This window comes from Amycolatopsis sp. TRM77291, assembly GCF_054166285.1.
On the sequence record NZ_JBSZHF010000001.1, the window covers coordinates 6845260 to 6860729 of the forward strand.

Here is a 15470-nt window from a genome sequence, read left to right on the forward strand (position 1 = left end):
CCGTCCGGTTACAGCACCACTGTCGGGGTCACGACGGTCCGGCGACAGGTCACGTCGCCGAGGTGGATCACGATCTGGGTGGTGCCCTGGGGGACGTTGTCCAGCACGAACCGGCCTCCCTCGTCGGCGGTGGTGGAACTCGTGCCGTGCTCGGCGACGCGAACCTCCACTCCGTACTCGCCGGCGGGCACGAGCCAGCCGTCGATCCGGTGCTTCTTGCCGATCTTGGTGAGGTTGATCATCACGGTCAGATCGCTGACGGTGAAGGTGATCGTGCCGGTGTCGCTGCCGCGGACGCCCGCGGTGGCGTCCATCCGTTCCCAGCGGGCGACCTCGACGTCGAGGTTTTCGAGCGCGAGCGCGAATTGAACCCGCTGCACCAGGTCTCCCGGTGGCGGGTCCAGTTCGTCCATGAAGCGCCCGATATCGGCGAGCAGGGCCTCATCGCCCGGGGAGGTCATCTCCCCCGGCGTCCCGAGGTCGTTCATCGGCTTCCCCCTTCGTGGGCCAGCAGGTCGCGCATCGATTCGAGGCAACGGCCCCTGGTCGGGCCGACACTTCCGCGCGGCATACGGAGTGCTTCGGCGACCAGTTGGTACTCGGCCCGCCCGGCGAGCACGGTCAGCCGGAGGAGCTGCTGACAGCGGTGCGGCAGGCGGAGGAAGGCGCGCCAGACCCGGCGATCCCGGTCGGCGCGGACGGCTTCCTCTTCGGGGGCCGGATGGGTGCTCTCCATGCTTTCGGCCAGCTCGTCGGTCAGCGGGACGGGCTGAGCGCGGCGGCCGAAGGGATGCTGCGCTTCGCGCCTGGTGGTGGTGATCAGCCACGCGGCGAGCGCCTTGGGGTCGCGAAGTTTGTCGAGCTGGCTGAACAGGGCGAGCCATACCGTCTGGACCACGTCCTCGGCGGTCAGGCGGTCGAGCCCGTTCGCGCGCGCGACATGCCACACGAGCGGGGTCAGCTCGTGCACAAGTCTGTCCATCGCCTGGCGGTCACCGGCCCGCGCCGCGCGCATGCAGGCGGCATGCAGGTCGGCACCGGTCAGTCCTTCCCACGGCGGGTCTACCTCGGTCGTTTGCACGTCGGTCACCGTATCTGCCCCACTTCGGACGTGTCTTCGTGTCGGCGCTGGCAGTATCGCGGGCCTTTCGGGGGAAAGGAGCGTGCAAGAGGCTCTGGGATACATCAAGTCACTAACTTTTTTGTCGAATTCCGGTCGTCCCCATCGGTCTGGGGTGAAGGACAAAGGCACCGGCCGGCGCGAGTAGGTGTGGACTGCGCACCGGCCGGCCCTTTTTCCCTCCCCCCGGGCCCGCTCCCCAACGGGCCCGCGTCCGGGCGTCCCCCCTCCCCCGAAGGGAGCACCCGGAGGTGATACCCGGAGGCCCCCTCGGCCTCCGGACATCACCTGTCTGTGTTGGTTCAGTTCACCGGCGGGTTGGTNGTCCTCTGAACGCGATCGTTGCGCACGCAACAACCGCGTTCAGAGGACGAAACGCGGGGGAGGTCAGCCCTTGGCGATCGAGACGGTCTGGCGGACGAGCGAGTCGTCGGCGGCCGCGCGGAGCAGGTAGCCGGCGACGTCGGCGCGGTTGATGCTGTAGCTCCCGCGGACGTTGCCGTCGGTGCGGGCGGCGATCACGCCGGTGTGCGGCCCGTTCAGCAGGCGCGGCGGGCGCACGATCGTCCAGTCGAGGTCGCTCGCGCGCACGATCCGCTCGGCGGCGACCATGTCCGCGAAGGCGTGCCGGAGGACCCTGCCCAGGATCGGCTTGACGATGTTCCTGGTGAAGAAGCCGTCGCCGTCGACGAACGGCCCGCTGGCGCTCACCAGCAGCAGCCTCCGCGTGCCCGCCGATCCGAGCGCGGCGACCGCGGCGTGCGCCCCGTCGGTGACGACGGTCGTCGGCTTGCGGTCGCGGGAGCCGAGGGCGGAGATCACCGCGTCACGCCCGGACACCGCCTCGGTCAGGGCGCCGTGCTCGGACAGCTCGGCGACGACGACCTCCAGCAGTTCACCTTCGGCGTGCAGGCGGGACGGGTCGCGCACGACCGCCGTGACGTGGTGCCCCGCGGCCAGCGCCTGCTTGACGACTTCGGAGCCGACCCCGCCCGTGGCACCGAGAACAGTGAGCTTCATGGTCACGCCTTCCTGGGTTAGTGAACACTCACCCACTATGGTGAGTGTTCACCCACCACTTGTCGAGCGAACGCTGAGAAGCCCTCAGGAGCGAACATGGGAAGCCGCGAGGAGATCGTCGCCGCGGCGGCGAAGGTGATGCGCGAGCAGGGCTACGCGCATGCCACGACCAAGGCCATCGCGCGGGCGGCCGGCTACTCCGAAGCGTTGCTGTACAAGCACTTCAAGGACAAGACCGAGATCTTCATGAGCGTGCTCACCGAGCGGCTCCCCGCGCTCGGGACGACCTTGGACGAGCTGATGAGGTCCGCGGCGGACGCGCCGCTCGTGGAGAATCTCGCCCGGCTGGCGCGGATCACGCTGGCGTTCTACCTGGAGAGCTTCCCCATCTCGGTGTCGCTGTTCTCCTCGCGGGAGCTGCTCGCGACCCATCGGGAACGGGTCACGAACAGGGCGGGCGGGCCGGACGTGCCGCTGGTGCGCCTCTCGGCGTACCTGGGTGAAGAGGTCCGGCTCGGCAGGGTCCGCGAGGACGCGGATCTGGACGCGGCGGCGTCACTGCTGCTCGGGGCCTGTTTCCAGTACGCGTTCCTGGCGTCCTTCGAGGACCGCGAGCCGTCCGCGGAGGAGCTGGACCGGTGGGCGGAAAGGCTCGCGGCGACGTTGGCGCGAGCTCTCTGACCTACTTGCCCTTTTCGGCCCGCATCTCGTGCCACTTCGCGTACATGTCGTTGAGCTCCTTGACCATGAAGCTCAGGAAGTCCCGCATCTCGGCGACCCGTTCACCCGCGGGCGTGTCCGCGCCCAGCGCCGAAACGCCCTCGTCGGCCGCGTCCCGCCACATGGTGATCATGCGGTCGCGCTTCATGAAGGTGGCGTACCAGAGGTCGTCGAAGAGCCGGTAGTGGTCGCGGCGTGAGCCGGGTTCGCGTTCCTTCGCGACCAGCCCGATCTGTTCCAGGTACCGCACGGCCCCCGAGATCGCGGCGGGGCTCACCGAGAGCTGGTCGGCCAGCTCGGCCGCGGTGAGACGGCCGGCGTCGGTGGTCATCAGCGCGGCGAACACCCTGGCGGGCATCCGCTGCATCCCGATCTGGGAGAGCGTGAGACCCAGGTGCTCCACGTAACGGCGGACGGCGTCCTCGTCTCTCTGGGTGCTCGAAGCACTCTCAGGCGTCGTCGTCATGGGCACATCCTCTCGTACATCCCCCAGAGTGATCACACCATCCATATGTTTTCTTAACTTCACAACTTCGTGAAATCACTGTACCTTCAGACGCATGGAAAACGCCATCTCCATCTCCGGCCTGCACAAATCGTTCGGCCGGACCAAGGCTTTGGACGGCCTCGACCTGCAGGTACCCGCCGGGGAGGTGCACGGTTTCCTCGGCCCGAACGGCGCGGGGAAGTCGACCACCGTCCGGGTCCTGCTCGGCCTGCTCCACGCGGACTCGGGGGACGTCCGCCTGCTCGGCGGCGACCCCTGGAAGGACGCGGCGCGCCTGCACCGGCGCCTCGCCTACGTCCCCGGCGACGTGAACCTCTGGCCCAACCTGTCCGGCGGCGAGGTGATCGATCTGCTGGGGCGGCTGCGGGGCGGGCTCGATCAGCGGCGCCGCAAGGACCTGATCGAGCGGTTCGACCTCGACCCCAGGAAGAAGGGGCGCACCTACTCCAAGGGCAACCGGCAGAAGGTCGCGATCGTGGCCGCGCTGGCCTCGCACGTCGACCTGCTGATCCTGGACGAGCCGACCTCGGGCCTCGACCCGCTGATGGAGGCCACCTTCCAGTACGCGATCCAGGAGGAACGCGAGCAGGGCCGCACGGTGCTGCTGTCGAGCCATATCCTCGCCGAGGTCGAGGCGCTCTGCGACAAGGTCAGCATCATCCGGAACGGGCACACCGTCGAGACCGGCACGCTGGCCGAGCTCCGGCACCTGACCAGGACGTCGATCTCCGCCGAACTCGCCGGCCCGCCGAACGGGCTGACCAGGCTGGAGAACATCCACGACCTCAAGGTCGAGGGCAACCGGGTCCGCTTCGACGTCGAAACCCGCTCCCTCGACGACGCGCTGCGCCAGCTCACCCAGGTCGGCGTCCGCAGCCTGACCAGCCAGCCGCCGACGCTCGAAGAGCTCTTCCTCCGTCACTACACCACCGAAGCGAGCGCGAAATGACCGCGACGCTGGACCGTCCCCTGGTCACCGGACCGGCGCACGGACTGGTCGGAACCTGGCACCTGACCAGGTTGGCGCTGCGGCGGGACCGGATCGTCCTCCCGATCTGGATCGTCCTGCTCGGGATCATGCCTTCGACGTCGTCGGGGACGTTCGAAACGCTGTACCCGACGGCCGCCGAACGGGCCGGGCTCACCGCGAGCATGGGCTCGAACCCGTCGCTTTCGCTGATCTACGGCCCCGCCTTCGATCTTTCGACCGCGGGCGGGTTCACCGCGTGGCGGCTCGGCGGGTTCCTCGCCCTGATCGCCGGGCTGATGGCGGTCTTCACCGTCACCCGGCACACGCGCGCCGAGGAGGACACCGGCCGCGCGGAACTGCTGGCCTCCGCGGTGGTCGGCCGGTACGCCCTGCTGACCGCGGGCGTGCTGGTGTCCGCCGGCGCGAGTGTCCTCATCGGACTCGTCGAGACCGGGCTGATGATCGGCGCCAAGCTGCCCGCCGGCGGCTCGCTCGCGCTCGGCGCCGCCACCGCCGCGACCGGGCTGGTCTTCACGGCGATCGCGGCGGTGGCCGTCCAGGTCGCCGAGTATTCGAGGACGGCCAACGGGATCGGCGCCACCGCGGTCGGGGTCGCGTTCCTGCTGCGCGCCGTCGGCGACTCGACCTCGGACGCGACCTGGGTCTCGTGGCTTTCCCCGATCGGGTGGGCGCAGCAGATCCGGCCGTTCGCCGACGAGCGCTGGTGGGTCTTCCTGCTGCCGCTGGCCGCGACCGTGGTGGTCGGCGCCGCCGGGTACGCGCTGCTCCCGCGGCGCGACGTCGGCACCGGCATCATCCCGCCTCGTCCCGGCCCCGCCGAAGCGGCGACGTCGCTGCGCAGCCCGTTCGCGCTGGCGTGGCGGCTGCACCGGGGTCCGTTGATCGGCTGGCTGATCGGCACGGCGGTCTGCGCCGCGGTGTTCGGCTCGGTGGCGAGCGGTATCGGCGACGTCGTCGGGGAAAGCCGGCAGGCGAAGGAGATCTTCACCCGGCTGGGCGGCACGGACGCGCTGGTCGACGCCTTCATGGCCGCGATGGCGGGCCTGTTCGCCATGGTCATCGCGCTCTACGGCGTGCAGTCCGCGTTACGGCTCCGTGCCGAGGAGACCGCGGTGCGGGTCGAGCCGCTGCTCGCGACGAGCGTGGGCAGGCTGCGGCTGCTGGGAAGCCATCTCGTGTTCACGTTCGGCGGTACCGCGCTGATGATGGTGCTCAGCGGTGTCCTTTTAGGACTGTCGAACGGGATGCGGGCGGGCGGCGCCGGTGACGCGGTCGGGGACATGGTGCTCGCTTCGCTGGCACAGCTTCCGGCGGTATGGGTGATCACCGGCCTCGCCGTGACGCTTTTCGGCCTGGCGCCGAAGTTCTCGACGGCGGCTTGGGCGATCGCCGGGCTGGCGTTGCTGCTCAGCCTGTTCGGCCCGGTGCTGAACCTGCCGCAGGCGGTCGTCGACGCCTCACCGTTCTCGCACGTTCCGAAACTGCCCGCCGCGGAGTTCACCGCGACACCGCTGGTCTGGCTGACCGGGGTCGCCGTGGTCGCGCTCGTGGCCGGGCTCATGGGCTGGCGGCGTCGCGACGTCGGCTAGCCACAGGGGAAACCGTGAAGGCCGTCCGACGGGGTGGGCGGCCTTCACGGTACTTGCCGTACCTCGCCGCCGGACGTCACGACCAGCTTCGCGACCGGCACGCCGTCTCCGCACGCCTTGTTCACCGGATAGGCGATCACCGGAGTCACGTCGAGGACTTGAGGCTTTCCGTCGTCGAGGGTCACGGTGGTCCGGACCGGCGTGGTCGGCAGGCCAAGGGCCGGGATGAAGACGCGCTCGCCACCGGGCGCGGATTCGGTCACGCAGGTACCGGCCCAGCACAACTCAAGCGACACACGGGTGACACCGGCGGCCACTTCCGGCGGGATGGCGAGGGATATCCCCTCCGACAGGCCGATGGCCGCACAGGCGCTTTCGCCGGGATGGCACGCGGTCAAGGACGCGAGCAAGAGCACGAAAACGGGTAGCCGGCGCATACCCGGACAGACGACGCGAAGGGCCGCCCGGGTTGCCTCAGTCGCTTCGGAACCCGGTGGTCGTCGCCGGCGGCAGCGTCGTCGAGGTGGGTGAAGGCGTCACGGTCTTGGTCACCGTGCGCGGCGCCGGCGTCCTGGTGCGGGTGACGACGAGCTGTTCCGGCGCGCTGCCAGGCACGGTCACCGTGACCGGCCCGACCGAACGGGACGTCGTGACCGCGGACGGGGTCGTGCCGACTTCGTACACGCGGCGCTGCGGCTCGCGGCCTGCCACCAGGAGGGCGGCGACGAGCAGCCCGGTCGCGAGGCCGGCGATGGCCGCGACCGTGACGGAACCGGCGGTGGGACCTTGACCGAACATCCGGCACCCCCTCGCCACGCGAAGCGCAGGTACGAGGACTTCTCGCGTCGATCTTACGTTTTGTTACGTTGCGTGCGCAATCCGTCGACAACGATCCGCACGAGATGACGTTCTTCGAGCGAATACCGTTCCGCGGCCAGGCATCCGGCGATCAGGGCGCGCAGGTCGTCGCCGTCGATGTCCTCGCGCACGGCGCCCGCGGCCTGTGCCCTGGTCAGCAGCGCCTGCGACGCGGCACGGAAATCGTTGCCCGCGCTCGCTTTGAAACCCAGCCCGGTCGTCTCGGCGAGCGCGTCGCAGAGGGCCCGGTTGCGCGACGCCTGCTGGACGACGCGTTTGAAGAAGTCGAAGAACGCTTCACCGGGGTCTTCGGCGGTCAGCAGTTCGCGCGCTTCCGCCGCGAACTGTTCGAGCCGGTCCACCACGACGGCCTGGAAGAGCGCTTCCTTGCTGGGGAAATGCCGGTAGACCGTACCCGCGCCCACTCCGGCGATACGGGCGATCTCGTCGAGGGGGACGGCGAGGCCGTCGACGGCGAAAGCCTCTTCGGCGGCCGCGAGCACCTTCGCTCGGTTGCGGCGCGCGTCGGCGCGCAGTACGGGCTTGTCCACTTGTTCCCCTCCTCGAACCGGGTCCGGCGTTCCGATTCAACGCCGCCGCCGACGAGGGCATTCCTCACTGCACCGCGGTCTGTGTGCCCTCCGGCGGGAAAAAGCCCTGGACGGTGGTGAACAGGTACTCCCAGACACCCGGGATCAGCACCACCGCGGCGACCGCGAACACCGGGAAGATCAGCCGGTTCTCCACGTTCTTGCCGGTGCGGAACCGCAGCGCCTTCGGCGGCCGGATCTCATACCAGGTCTCGCCCGCGATCGGGATCGGGAACAGGAACGGGCAGCCGGACTCCGTCAGCGCGTCGCCGAGGCAGTGCACGAAACACCCGGCCGCGACAGCGACGCCGAGCCAGCCGGAGATCTCCGCGAGTTGCGCCGCCTTGTCCGGCGGGGCGGACCACACCCACCAGGCGACCGCGGCGCCGCTGACCGGCAGGAGCCAGTCGCCGAGCGCGCCTTCGGCGAGCAGCAGGCCGAGGACGACGACACCGAACACCGCCCACGGGCCGCCCTCGGCGGTGCCCCAGGAGGTCAGGAAGCCGAGACCGACGGCGAACAGCACGGTATGCGAGAGATGGCGGTGCTTACCGGTGACCTTCTCGTCCCGGGGTCCCTTGGTCAGCGCGTACAGCGCCGCCGAAACCCGGCGGAGCAGCCAGGAGATCGCGCCGGTGAACCAGCCGAGCAGTTTCGACGCGCGGGCGCCCGGGTGGTCGAGGTCGGGCAGGAGGGCGAAGCCGGCCGTGGTCGCGGCGAACACAACCGCTTGGTGCACCGTGCCCGCCCCGACGGAGGGTGCGAGCGCGAGGCCCGCGCACCAGCCGGTCAGGGCATGCGTGCGCCCCATCATCGTGCAGCCCCCAGGTGTCGCGGATCACGAACCCACGACCGTAGCGGGGGATCAGGCGGGGGGCTCCTCCGACACGCTGAGGTGCTCGGCGACGCCGGTGAGCTCGATCACCCGGCTCACCTGCGGGCTGGGCACCAGTTCGAGCTCGACCTCCTTCTCGGCGGCCTGACGCTGCGCCTGGAGCACCACGTTCAGTGCCGAGGAGTCGAAGAACGTCACACCGGTCAGGTCGGCGACCACGCGACCGGACGGTTTGTCCGTGATCAGGGCCCCGAGGGTCTCCTGAAGCTGCGGGCTCGTCAGCAGGTCGAGCTCACCGGTGACCACCACACGCGGTTCAGACGCGTCGGCGTCCAGCGTGATGCTGAAACCGGGCGGCGTGGTGTTCTGGTCCGCTGCGGGCATGCACATTCTCCTCATCAGGTGAGAACCGACGCTCAGCGCCGGAACGCGCCTGTGGTCTCAAGCGACGGCCGCGCCCAGTCCGGACACGGACGCACGCTCTTCTTCGGCGGGTAGGCGTGGCTGTCCCCGCAACGACAGTCCCAACCCTAACCCAGTACGGACGGGGCGCCACGATCGCCGTCGCGCGCGTCGCCGACCGGTGCCCGGGAAGCGCTCAATGCGCGGTCAACGCCTTGCGCCCGGCGCGGCGCTCGCGGAGGAACAGCTCGCGGCGCTCGATCTCACCGAGACCACCCCAGATGCCGTACGGCTCCTGCACGGCGAGCGCGTGCTTGCGGCACTGAGCCAGCACGGGGCAGGTCTGGCAGATGGCCTTGGCCCGGGATTCGCGCCGCTCGCGAGCCGAACCGCGCTCGTTGTCCGTGTGGAAGAACAAGCTGCTGTCGGCGCCTCGGCACGACCCACGGAGCTGCCAGTCCCACTCTTCCGCCACCACGTTCGGCAGCCGGCTCACGTCAGCCATGTCGGTCCCCGCCTTCCCAGGAGATCGTTTGTCGCCGGTTACATGCCCGCCCCCTGCGCGGCTCAAACGTGGGTTTGGTTTGCTCACACCCAGGGCATCTGATCGATCGGCAGCGCAGCTGGAGAGAGGAACACACGTGGTGGACAACACCCCGCCCGGCGGCGAGGGCGCTCAACTCATCGAGGTACGCACGGCCGCGGTACCGCACGTGGTACCGACTCTCCGGACGATCGTCGCGGACATCGCGATGCGCCAGGACTTCGACCTAGACGCGGTCGAGGATCTCCGGATGGCGGTGGACGAGGCCTGCTCCATGCTGCTCCCCTCGGCCGCCGACGGGCACCTGACCTGCGTCTTCTCGTGGAAGGACGGGCGGATCGAGGTGACCGTCTCGGTGCTTTCGGACTCTCCGGAACCCGACGACGAGACCGGTCTGTCCTGGCAGCTGCTGACCGCGCTGGCGACGTCCGCGCGGCGGAGTGTCACCCCGGCCGACGGCGGCTACCTGTCCAGGGTGGAGCTCATCCGGGAGAGCGAGGCGGCCCGGCCGTGACCGAACCCGTCGAGCAAGACGGCGCGGAGGTTCCGGCCCTGTTCGAGCGCATGTGCGCGCTGCCACAGGACTCCCCCGAGCGCGAGACGCTGCGGGACGAACTGGTGCGCGCGCATCTCGAACTCGCGCGCAACCTGGCGCGCAAGTTCCGCAACCGGGACGAGTCGATGGAGGATCTGGTCCAGATCGCGACGATCGGGCTGATCCACGCCGTCGACCGCTTCGACCCCGGCCAGGGCAGCGACTTCCTGGCCTTCGCGGTCCCCACCATCTCCGGCGAGCTGCGGCACCACTTCCGGGACAACAGCTGGTCGGTGCGGGTGCCGCGGCGGCTCAAAGAATTGAACGCGAACATCTCCGCCGTGCGCGAGGAGCTGACGGTCCGGCTCTCCCGCGCGCCGAAGCCCAGTGAGATCGCCGCCCATCTCGGCGTCCCGATCGACGAGGTCTACGAGGGTCTCCGTGCCGGCCAGGGCCGGTACGGCGCTTCGCTGGACAACCTCCTGGAGAACTCGGCGCACACCCGCTTCGGCGAGGCCGACGCCAATCTGAGCCAGGCGGAGCTGCGCGAGGCGCTGCGGCCGATGCTGGAACGGCTGCCCGACCGGGAGCGCAAGATCGTCGCGCTGCGGTTCGGGTCCGGGATGAGCCAATCGGATATCGCGCGCCGTGTCGGTGTTTCCCAGATGCAGGTGTCGAGGTTGCTGGCCGCCACGCTCAAGAAACTGCGGGAAGGACTGACCGAGACCGAACTCACCGACGGGACCTGATTCGACCACGGCCCTTGTGGGTATCAGGGAGGCGAACAGCGGATCTGGGAGTCTCTCGTGAGGGGAGGTGCGGAACCATGACGATGTCCAAGACGCGATCGGAGGGCTCGTTGCCGGTGGTCTCCCTCCCCTTGCCGGTCGATGTGACGGCACCCGCCGTCGCGCGGCAGGCGGTGCGAGCGACTCTGGCGGGCTTCGGCCTCGACGGCCCGTCGGTCGACGACGTCCTCCTGGCGACCTCCGAGCTGGTCACGAACGCCTTCGAGCACGGCGAGAAGCCGGACAGGCTCGAGGTCGAGTACTCCGACGGAAGGCTCACCCTGCGGGTCTTCGACTCCGGGACGAACCGGCCGAAGCTGAAGGAGCCGTCGCCGATGGCGGCGCGCAGCCGCGGTCTCCAGCTGGTGCACGCGTTGTCCGACGACTGGGGCCACGAGCTCTGCTCCGGCGGGAAGTACGTCTGGGCCGTGTTCAGTCTCGACCGGGCCGACGCTCCAGCTTGAGCGCGGCGTCCGTTTCGGCGATGCGCTCCCGGAGCGATTTCCGCTCCAAGGCCTCCACCGCGGCGATCAGTACCTCCCTGAGCGGGTACGGCAGTTCGGCTTCCAGCTGTGCGGCCGCGGCGCTGGTCGCCGCCCACTCGGCTTCGAGCGTCGGCATCAGGCGCCGCGTCTTCTCGGTCAGCGAAACGATCCGCTGCCGGGCGTCGGCCCCTGGCCGGAGCGAGACGAGGTCCTGACGCGCCATCTGCGCGATCGTCTGGCTGGCGGCGGAATGGGTCACGCCGACCTCGGCGGCGAGATCGCGGATGGGCAGCGGACCGTGCGTGACGATCGCGCGGACGAACGGCGTGAACCGCGGGCGGTAGTCCCCCATGCCGATGTCCTCGAAGAACGCGGCGACGTCCGCCTCGGTCACTTCGAGGACGTGCCTGAGCAACGTGCCCATCCCTCGTTCGCGCGGCGGCCTCCCCACCAGCGGATCATAACGACATAATCGCCGGATGACGCCCGAAGAGCTGCTGACGACCACCCGGACCGTCCGCAAACGACTGGACCTGACCCGGCCGGTGCCTCTCGAACTGGTCAAACACGCCCTGCAGGTGGCTCTGCAGGCGCCGAGCGGATCGAACACCCAGCGCTGGCACTGGCTCGTGATCACCGATCCCGGGCAGCGGGCCGAACTCGGCAAGCTGTACCAGCGGGCGTGCCGCGAGTATCTCGATTCCCCGCACGCCGCCGGGAAACTGTTCGCGGACGACCCCCAGCGATCGAAGGTGCAGAAGCGCGTCGGCTCCAGTGTCGAGTACCTGGCCGACAAGATGGGCGAGGTGCCCGTGCACGTCATCCCGTGCCTGGAGACGGACAGCGCCGAGCTGCCCGCCGGAAACCAAGCCGCCCTGTGGGGGAACCTGCTGCCCGCGGTGTGGAGCTACATGCTCGCGGCGCGGGCCGTCACGCTCGGCACCGCGTGGACGACGCTGCACCTCGCGTACGAGAAGGAGGCCGCCGAGATCCTCGGGCTGCCGGAGAACGTGCACCAGGCGGCGCTGATCCCGACGGCGTTCTACACCGGCGACACCTTCAAGCCCGCCGCGCGTCAGCCGCTCGAAGAGGTCATGCGGCTGGACCGCTGGTGAGGTAGGACTCCAGCCGGTCCGCCAGTTCCTTGGGGTGGCTCAAGGGCACGGAGTGGGAGCCGTCGATCTCGTCGGGGGCGAAGCCGAGCCTGTCCTGGACGACCCGGCGCTGGAACTCGGGCGTGAAGAAGCGGTCTTCGCGCCCGATGACCACCTTCGTCGGGACGTCCGGCCACTCGTCCAGCGGCCACGGCTGTCCCCATTCGGCGCTGACCTGGTTCCGGCCGTGCGCGCCCGCCTCCGCGACGATGTCCGCGGGGACGCCGTTGAAGAACTTCTCCTCGTCGGTGAGGCCCTCCGCGTCCTCGAAACCCGTGTTGCCCCACCAATCCCCCGGCGTCTCGCCAGGCTTCGGGATCATCGGGGTCAGCATCACGAGCAGCCGTGCCGAAAGCTTCCCGGCGGCGATCGGCGCGGTGAAGCCGCCGTAGGAATGGCCGAGCACCACCAGGTCTTCACGGTCGCCGACCGCGTTCACGACCGCGTCGACGTGCTCCGGGAAACCGGCCTTCTCGTCGTCGATCGGCAGGTTCACCGCGACGACGTCGTGTCCGCGGCCGGTCAGCTCCGCCTCGAGGAGGTGGAAGTCCCAGGCGCTGCCGCCACCGCCGTGGATCAGTACGAAGGTCGTCATGGCCACAGCCAACCCGAAGCCGGACGGATCAGCAACGACCGAGCATGTCGCTGAGCGCGCTCTTCTCGGCGGTGGTGATCGTGAGGCCGTAGTAGTGCTTCACGGTGATCCAGTCGGTGGCGTAGGTGCACCAGAACGAGACGAGCGGCGGCTTCCACTGGTCCGGCGCCTTGTCGCTCTTCTCCTGGTTGACGTTGTCGGTGACGGCGAACAGCTGCGGCCTGGTCAGGTCGTTCGCGAACTGGCGCCGCTTCTCGTCGGTCCACGACTTCGCGCCGCTGACCCAGCTCTGCGCGAGCGGGACCATGTGGTCGATGTCGATGTCGGTCGGCTTCGTCCAGGTCTCGCCGTCGTAGATGCTCGTCCAGCTGCCGGAGGTCGGAGCGCAGTCGGAACCGGCCTTCACGTCCTTGCCGTCACGCTTGAGCACGAACTCGCGGGTGTTGCAGTTGTTCCCCTGGTTGTCCCAGTGCGGGTACTTCTTGCGGTCGTAGCCGTCCATCGAACCGCGCGGCGCGACGGTGAGCTCGTCCAACTGCTTGCGCGCGTCGGCGGCGCTCGCGGGGTTGGCGGGCTTCGGCTGCAGCGCGTCGCCTTTGCCGCTCACGAACCAGAAGACCGCGAGCACGACGGCGGCGAGGGTGATCAGCAGGAGCAGCCGCTGAGCCGTGGTCATCTGGCTGGTACGCGTTGCCACCGCGCGGTTCCTCTCGACAGGGGGTTGGGGAGCGCCAAGTATCGCCGCGCGGCGCGGGGAAACCGGGTGCGACACGGCGATGACACCCGGTAGTTGTTGTCACATCGGGGCCCTGAGCAGCGACTACCCCAGCGACGCTGCCGAAGGAGCGGGCTTGTGGGCGACGGAAAACGTAAGTGGAACACCCGGGTCGACGACTATCTGAACCGGAAGGCCGCGGAGCGCGGTCACGTGATCGCCATGGCGCGTATGGGATCCACCGCGCTGGAACGCGGCGATCTCGACGAGGCGGAGGCGTGGTTCCGGAAGGCCGCCGAGGGCGGGGACAGGGTCGCGATGGGCAACCTGGCGCATCTCCTGACCGAGCGCGGCGTGCCCGAACAGGCCGAACGCTGGTACCGCGAAGCCGCGACCGTCGGTGATTCGCATGCCATGTCGCTTCTGGGAAATCTCTGCGCGAAACGAGGGGATTCCGACGCCGCCCAGGACTGGTGGCGACGGGCGGCCGCCGAAGGCCGGGTCGAGGCGATGGCGGAACTGGCGCGGGCGCTGCACCGGCGCGGCGAGCTCGAAGAGGCCGAGTACTGGGCGGGCGAGGCCGCGGAAGCCGGCAACGTCGAAGGGATGATCACGCTCGGCGCCGTGCTCTGCGACACTGGCCGGACGTCCGAAGCGGATCCCTGGTGGCGCAAGGCCAGCGAAGAGGCCGACGCGACGTCGCTGATCAAACTCGGACACCAGGCCCAGCAACGGGGCGACCTCACGCGCGCCGAAAGCTGCTACCACGCGGCCGCGGCCGCCGGTGCCCCCGACGCCGCCGTCCGCCTCGGCCTGGTGCTGCACCGCCGCGGTGAACTCGACGCCGCCGAACGCTGGTACCTCAAGGCCGCCAAACGGGGCGACGCGGCCGCGATGACGAACCTGGGCGTGCTGGCCAACGACCGGAACGACCCCGGCGAGGCCACCGCCTGGTACCGGAAGGCCGCGGAGCTCGGCAGTGTTCCCGCGTACACCAACCTCGGCAGGCTCGCCGCCGACCACGGGAACTTCCAGGAGGCCGAGCACTGGTTCCGCGCGGCCGCCGACACCGGCGACCAGGCGGGGCTGAAGGATCTGGAGGAGCTGTACCGCAACCGTCAGCGGTACTAGACCTTCCAGTTCCGCATCGCCGCGAACCCCTCGCGCAGCCGCTGGAGTTTGCGGCTGCGGTACGGGTCCTCGCCGTCGTCGAGCCGCCACCGCTCCTCGACGCCGGCGCGGAACACCGCGAGCCCCTCGAAACCGAGGCCCGCGGTGAAGTCCGCGATGTTCACGTCGACCCGGCCCGAACCGTCGAGGTCCAACCGCAGCAACCACTCCGCGAGCTCCTTGGGCTCCGGCGGCGAGTCCGCGCAGGCCTCGGCGTACAACGCGAGCGCGCCCCTCGCCTCGTCGCCGAGCGCGCCGAACGAGTCCTCGACGAAGTCCAGCGCCTCCACCACCAGCTCGACGATGCGGCACAGCAGCGGCCCGTCCATGAGTTCCCTGGCGGTGACGAGCACCTCGCGCACCTTCTCGGTGTACGCGACCGTGCCCTGGAAGCCGACGAAACCGCGCAACCGCAACGTTCCCTCGACGTGCCGCCGCAACGCGTCGAGGTCGCCGCGGCCCGCCTTGAGCGAGAGTTTGCGGAACAGGGCCGGGTCCTCGTTCGCGTGCGCGACGAGCAGCTCGACCAGCTCGGCGCGGTCCAGGGTCTCGACGTACCCGCGGATGTCGGCCGCGCCGCCGTCCGCCACGCCCTCCAGGACCAAGAGCCCGACGGCCACGCAGTGCTTGCAGAAGAAGCCGTCCGCCGCGTGCGGGCAGGAGCACTCGCCGACCAGCTCGCCGTCGACGTTGCGCAACCGGACCGTGTACCGGTCGGTGCCGCTGACCACCGCCGTGACCCCGCCCGCGACGTCGTCCAGCGTCTCGACCGACTCCAGGTACTTGGCGCCGCGCGCGAACGAGACGTCACCGGCCTGCCTGCGGAGTTCGTCCTCGCTGAACCACGTCAC

Annotated in this window: 22 protein-coding genes; 8 read left to right on the forward strand and 14 right to left on the reverse strand. The window is 69.7% G+C overall.

Annotation, left to right across the window (positions count from 1 at the left end):
- Positions 1-8: 8 nt before the first annotated feature.
- The 3 genes from ACXIZN_RS31850 to ACXIZN_RS31860 all read right to left on the reverse strand — a co-directional run bounded on the left by ACXIZN_RS31850 (position 9) and on the right by ACXIZN_RS31860 (position 2140).
- Positions 9-488, reverse strand: coding sequence for a hypothetical protein (locus ACXIZN_RS31850; protein WP_007030725.1), 480 nt, complete (start codon positions 486-488; stop codon positions 9-11).
- A complete protein-coding gene (locus ACXIZN_RS31855) occupies positions 485-1090 on the reverse strand; it encodes an RNA polymerase sigma factor (protein ID WP_101611873.1) in 606 nt (201 codons plus the stop codon). The genes ACXIZN_RS31850 and ACXIZN_RS31855 overlap by 4 nt, the downstream gene beginning before the upstream one ends.
- A 417-nt stretch (positions 1091-1507) precedes the next feature.
- Entirely contained in the window at positions 1508-2140 is a 633-nt protein-coding gene (locus ACXIZN_RS31860) for an NAD(P)-dependent oxidoreductase (protein ID WP_457958763.1), read from the reverse strand.
- A 96-nt stretch (positions 2141-2236) separates the two neighbouring features.
- Here ACXIZN_RS31860 and ACXIZN_RS31865 point away from each other — a divergent pair, with 96 nt between their 5' ends.
- Positions 2237-2821 carry a TetR/AcrR family transcriptional regulator gene (locus tag ACXIZN_RS31865; protein ID WP_457958764.1) on the forward strand — a complete coding sequence of 195 codons (585 nt, stop codon included), beginning with the start codon at positions 2237-2239 and terminating at the stop codon, positions 2819-2821.
- 1 nt (position 2822) lies between these two features.
- On the opposite strand, the gene ACXIZN_RS31870 is transcribed toward ACXIZN_RS31865, so the two are convergent.
- On the reverse strand, positions 2823-3326 hold the full coding sequence (locus ACXIZN_RS31870; RefSeq protein WP_457958765.1) for a GbsR/MarR family transcriptional regulator: 504 nt from the start codon (positions 3324-3326) through the stop codon (positions 2823-2825).
- Positions 3327-3420: 94 nt separating this feature from the next.
- Between ACXIZN_RS31870 and ACXIZN_RS31875 the strand changes: the two genes are divergently transcribed.
- Both ACXIZN_RS31875 and ACXIZN_RS31880 read left to right on the forward strand, forming a co-directional pair.
- Positions 3421-4317 carry an ABC transporter ATP-binding protein gene (locus tag ACXIZN_RS31875; protein WP_192747576.1) on the forward strand — a complete coding sequence of 299 codons (897 nt, stop codon included), beginning with the start codon at positions 3421-3423 and terminating at the stop codon, positions 4315-4317.
- On the forward strand, positions 4314-5948 hold the full coding sequence (locus tag ACXIZN_RS31880) for an ABC transporter permease (protein WP_457958766.1): 1635 nt from the start codon (positions 4314-4316) through the stop codon (positions 5946-5948). The genes ACXIZN_RS31875 and ACXIZN_RS31880 overlap by 4 nt, the downstream gene beginning before the upstream one ends.
- A 44-nt stretch (positions 5949-5992) precedes the next feature.
- Here the strand turns inward: ACXIZN_RS31880 and ACXIZN_RS31885 are convergent, their stop codons facing one another.
- The 6 genes from ACXIZN_RS31885 to ACXIZN_RS31910 form a co-directional block, all read right to left on the reverse strand.
- Entirely contained in the window at positions 5993-6385 is a 393-nt protein-coding gene (locus ACXIZN_RS31885) for a hypothetical protein (RefSeq protein ID WP_457958767.1), read from the reverse strand.
- A gap of 37 nt (positions 6386-6422) precedes the next feature.
- Positions 6423-6746, reverse strand: a complete 324-nt coding sequence (locus ACXIZN_RS31890) for a hypothetical protein (RefSeq protein ID WP_457958768.1) — start codon at positions 6744-6746, stop codon at positions 6423-6425.
- A 53-nt stretch (positions 6747-6799) separates the two neighbouring features.
- On the reverse strand, positions 6800-7357 hold the full coding sequence (locus ACXIZN_RS31895) for a TetR/AcrR family transcriptional regulator (RefSeq protein ID WP_457958769.1): 558 nt from the start codon (positions 7355-7357) through the stop codon (positions 6800-6802).
- Positions 7358-7421: 64 nt separating this feature from the next.
- Entirely contained in the window at positions 7422-8207 is a 786-nt protein-coding gene (locus ACXIZN_RS31900) for a metal-dependent hydrolase (RefSeq protein WP_457960645.1), read from the reverse strand.
- A gap of 54 nt (positions 8208-8261) precedes the next feature.
- Positions 8262-8615 (reverse strand): STAS domain-containing protein, encoded by a 354-nt coding sequence (locus ACXIZN_RS31905; protein ID WP_126732363.1) that lies wholly within the window; start codon positions 8613-8615, stop codon positions 8262-8264.
- A gap of 214 nt (positions 8616-8829) precedes the next feature.
- Positions 8830-9138: a WhiB family transcriptional regulator gene (locus ACXIZN_RS31910; protein ID WP_037315146.1), complete on the reverse strand. Its 309-nt coding sequence runs from the start codon at positions 9136-9138 to the stop codon at positions 8830-8832.
- Positions 9139-9274: 136 nt separating this feature from the next.
- Here ACXIZN_RS31910 and ACXIZN_RS31915 point away from each other — a divergent pair, with 136 nt between their 5' ends.
- From ACXIZN_RS31915 to ACXIZN_RS31925, 3 genes are all read left to right on the forward strand, one after another.
- Positions 9275-9691: an ATP-binding protein gene (locus ACXIZN_RS31915; RefSeq protein WP_016330768.1), complete on the forward strand. Its 417-nt coding sequence runs from the start codon at positions 9275-9277 to the stop codon at positions 9689-9691.
- Complete coding sequence (locus ACXIZN_RS31920; RefSeq protein WP_457958770.1) at positions 9688-10461, forward strand: SigB/SigF/SigG family RNA polymerase sigma factor; 774 nt, start codon at positions 9688-9690, stop codon at positions 10459-10461. The genes ACXIZN_RS31915 and ACXIZN_RS31920 overlap by 4 nt, the downstream gene beginning before the upstream one ends.
- Positions 10462-10538: 77 nt before the next feature.
- Positions 10539-10964, forward strand: coding sequence for an ATP-binding protein (locus ACXIZN_RS31925; protein ID WP_257483765.1), 426 nt, complete (start codon positions 10539-10541; stop codon positions 10962-10964).
- Here the strand turns inward: ACXIZN_RS31925 and ACXIZN_RS31930 are convergent.
- Complete coding sequence (locus tag ACXIZN_RS31930; protein WP_457960646.1) at positions 10933-11409, reverse strand: MarR family transcriptional regulator; 477 nt, start codon at positions 11407-11409, stop codon at positions 10933-10935. The two genes, ACXIZN_RS31925 and ACXIZN_RS31930, sit on opposite strands and share 32 nt — an antisense overlap.
- 55 nt (positions 11410-11464) lie before the next feature.
- Between ACXIZN_RS31930 and ACXIZN_RS31935 the strand changes: the two genes are divergently transcribed.
- The gene (locus ACXIZN_RS31935; RefSeq protein WP_457958771.1) at positions 11465-12100 is read left to right on the forward strand and encodes a nitroreductase family protein; all 636 of its coding nucleotides are present in this window, start codon (positions 11465-11467) and stop codon (positions 12098-12100) included.
- Here the strand turns inward: ACXIZN_RS31935 and ACXIZN_RS31940 are convergent.
- Both ACXIZN_RS31940 and ACXIZN_RS31945 read right to left on the reverse strand, forming a co-directional pair.
- Complete coding sequence (locus ACXIZN_RS31940) at positions 12078-12734, reverse strand: alpha/beta fold hydrolase (protein ID WP_457958772.1); 657 nt, start codon at positions 12732-12734, stop codon at positions 12078-12080. The two genes, ACXIZN_RS31935 and ACXIZN_RS31940, sit on opposite strands and share 23 nt — an antisense overlap.
- 28 nt (positions 12735-12762) lie before the next feature.
- Positions 12763-13431 carry an HNH endonuclease family protein gene (locus ACXIZN_RS31945; protein ID WP_034319855.1) on the reverse strand — a complete coding sequence of 223 codons (669 nt, stop codon included), beginning with the start codon at positions 13429-13431 and terminating at the stop codon, positions 12763-12765.
- Positions 13432-13587: 156 nt separating this feature from the next.
- Between ACXIZN_RS31945 and ACXIZN_RS31950 the strand changes: the two genes are divergently transcribed.
- A complete protein-coding gene (locus ACXIZN_RS31950) occupies positions 13588-14580 on the forward strand; it encodes a tetratricopeptide repeat protein (RefSeq protein ID WP_457958773.1) in 993 nt (330 codons plus the stop codon).
- Here ACXIZN_RS31950 and ACXIZN_RS31955 read toward each other — a convergent pair.
- Entirely contained in the window at positions 14577-15470 is an 894-nt protein-coding gene (locus tag ACXIZN_RS31955; RefSeq protein ID WP_457958774.1) for an SWIM zinc finger family protein, read from the reverse strand. The two genes, ACXIZN_RS31950 and ACXIZN_RS31955, sit on opposite strands and share 4 nt — an antisense overlap.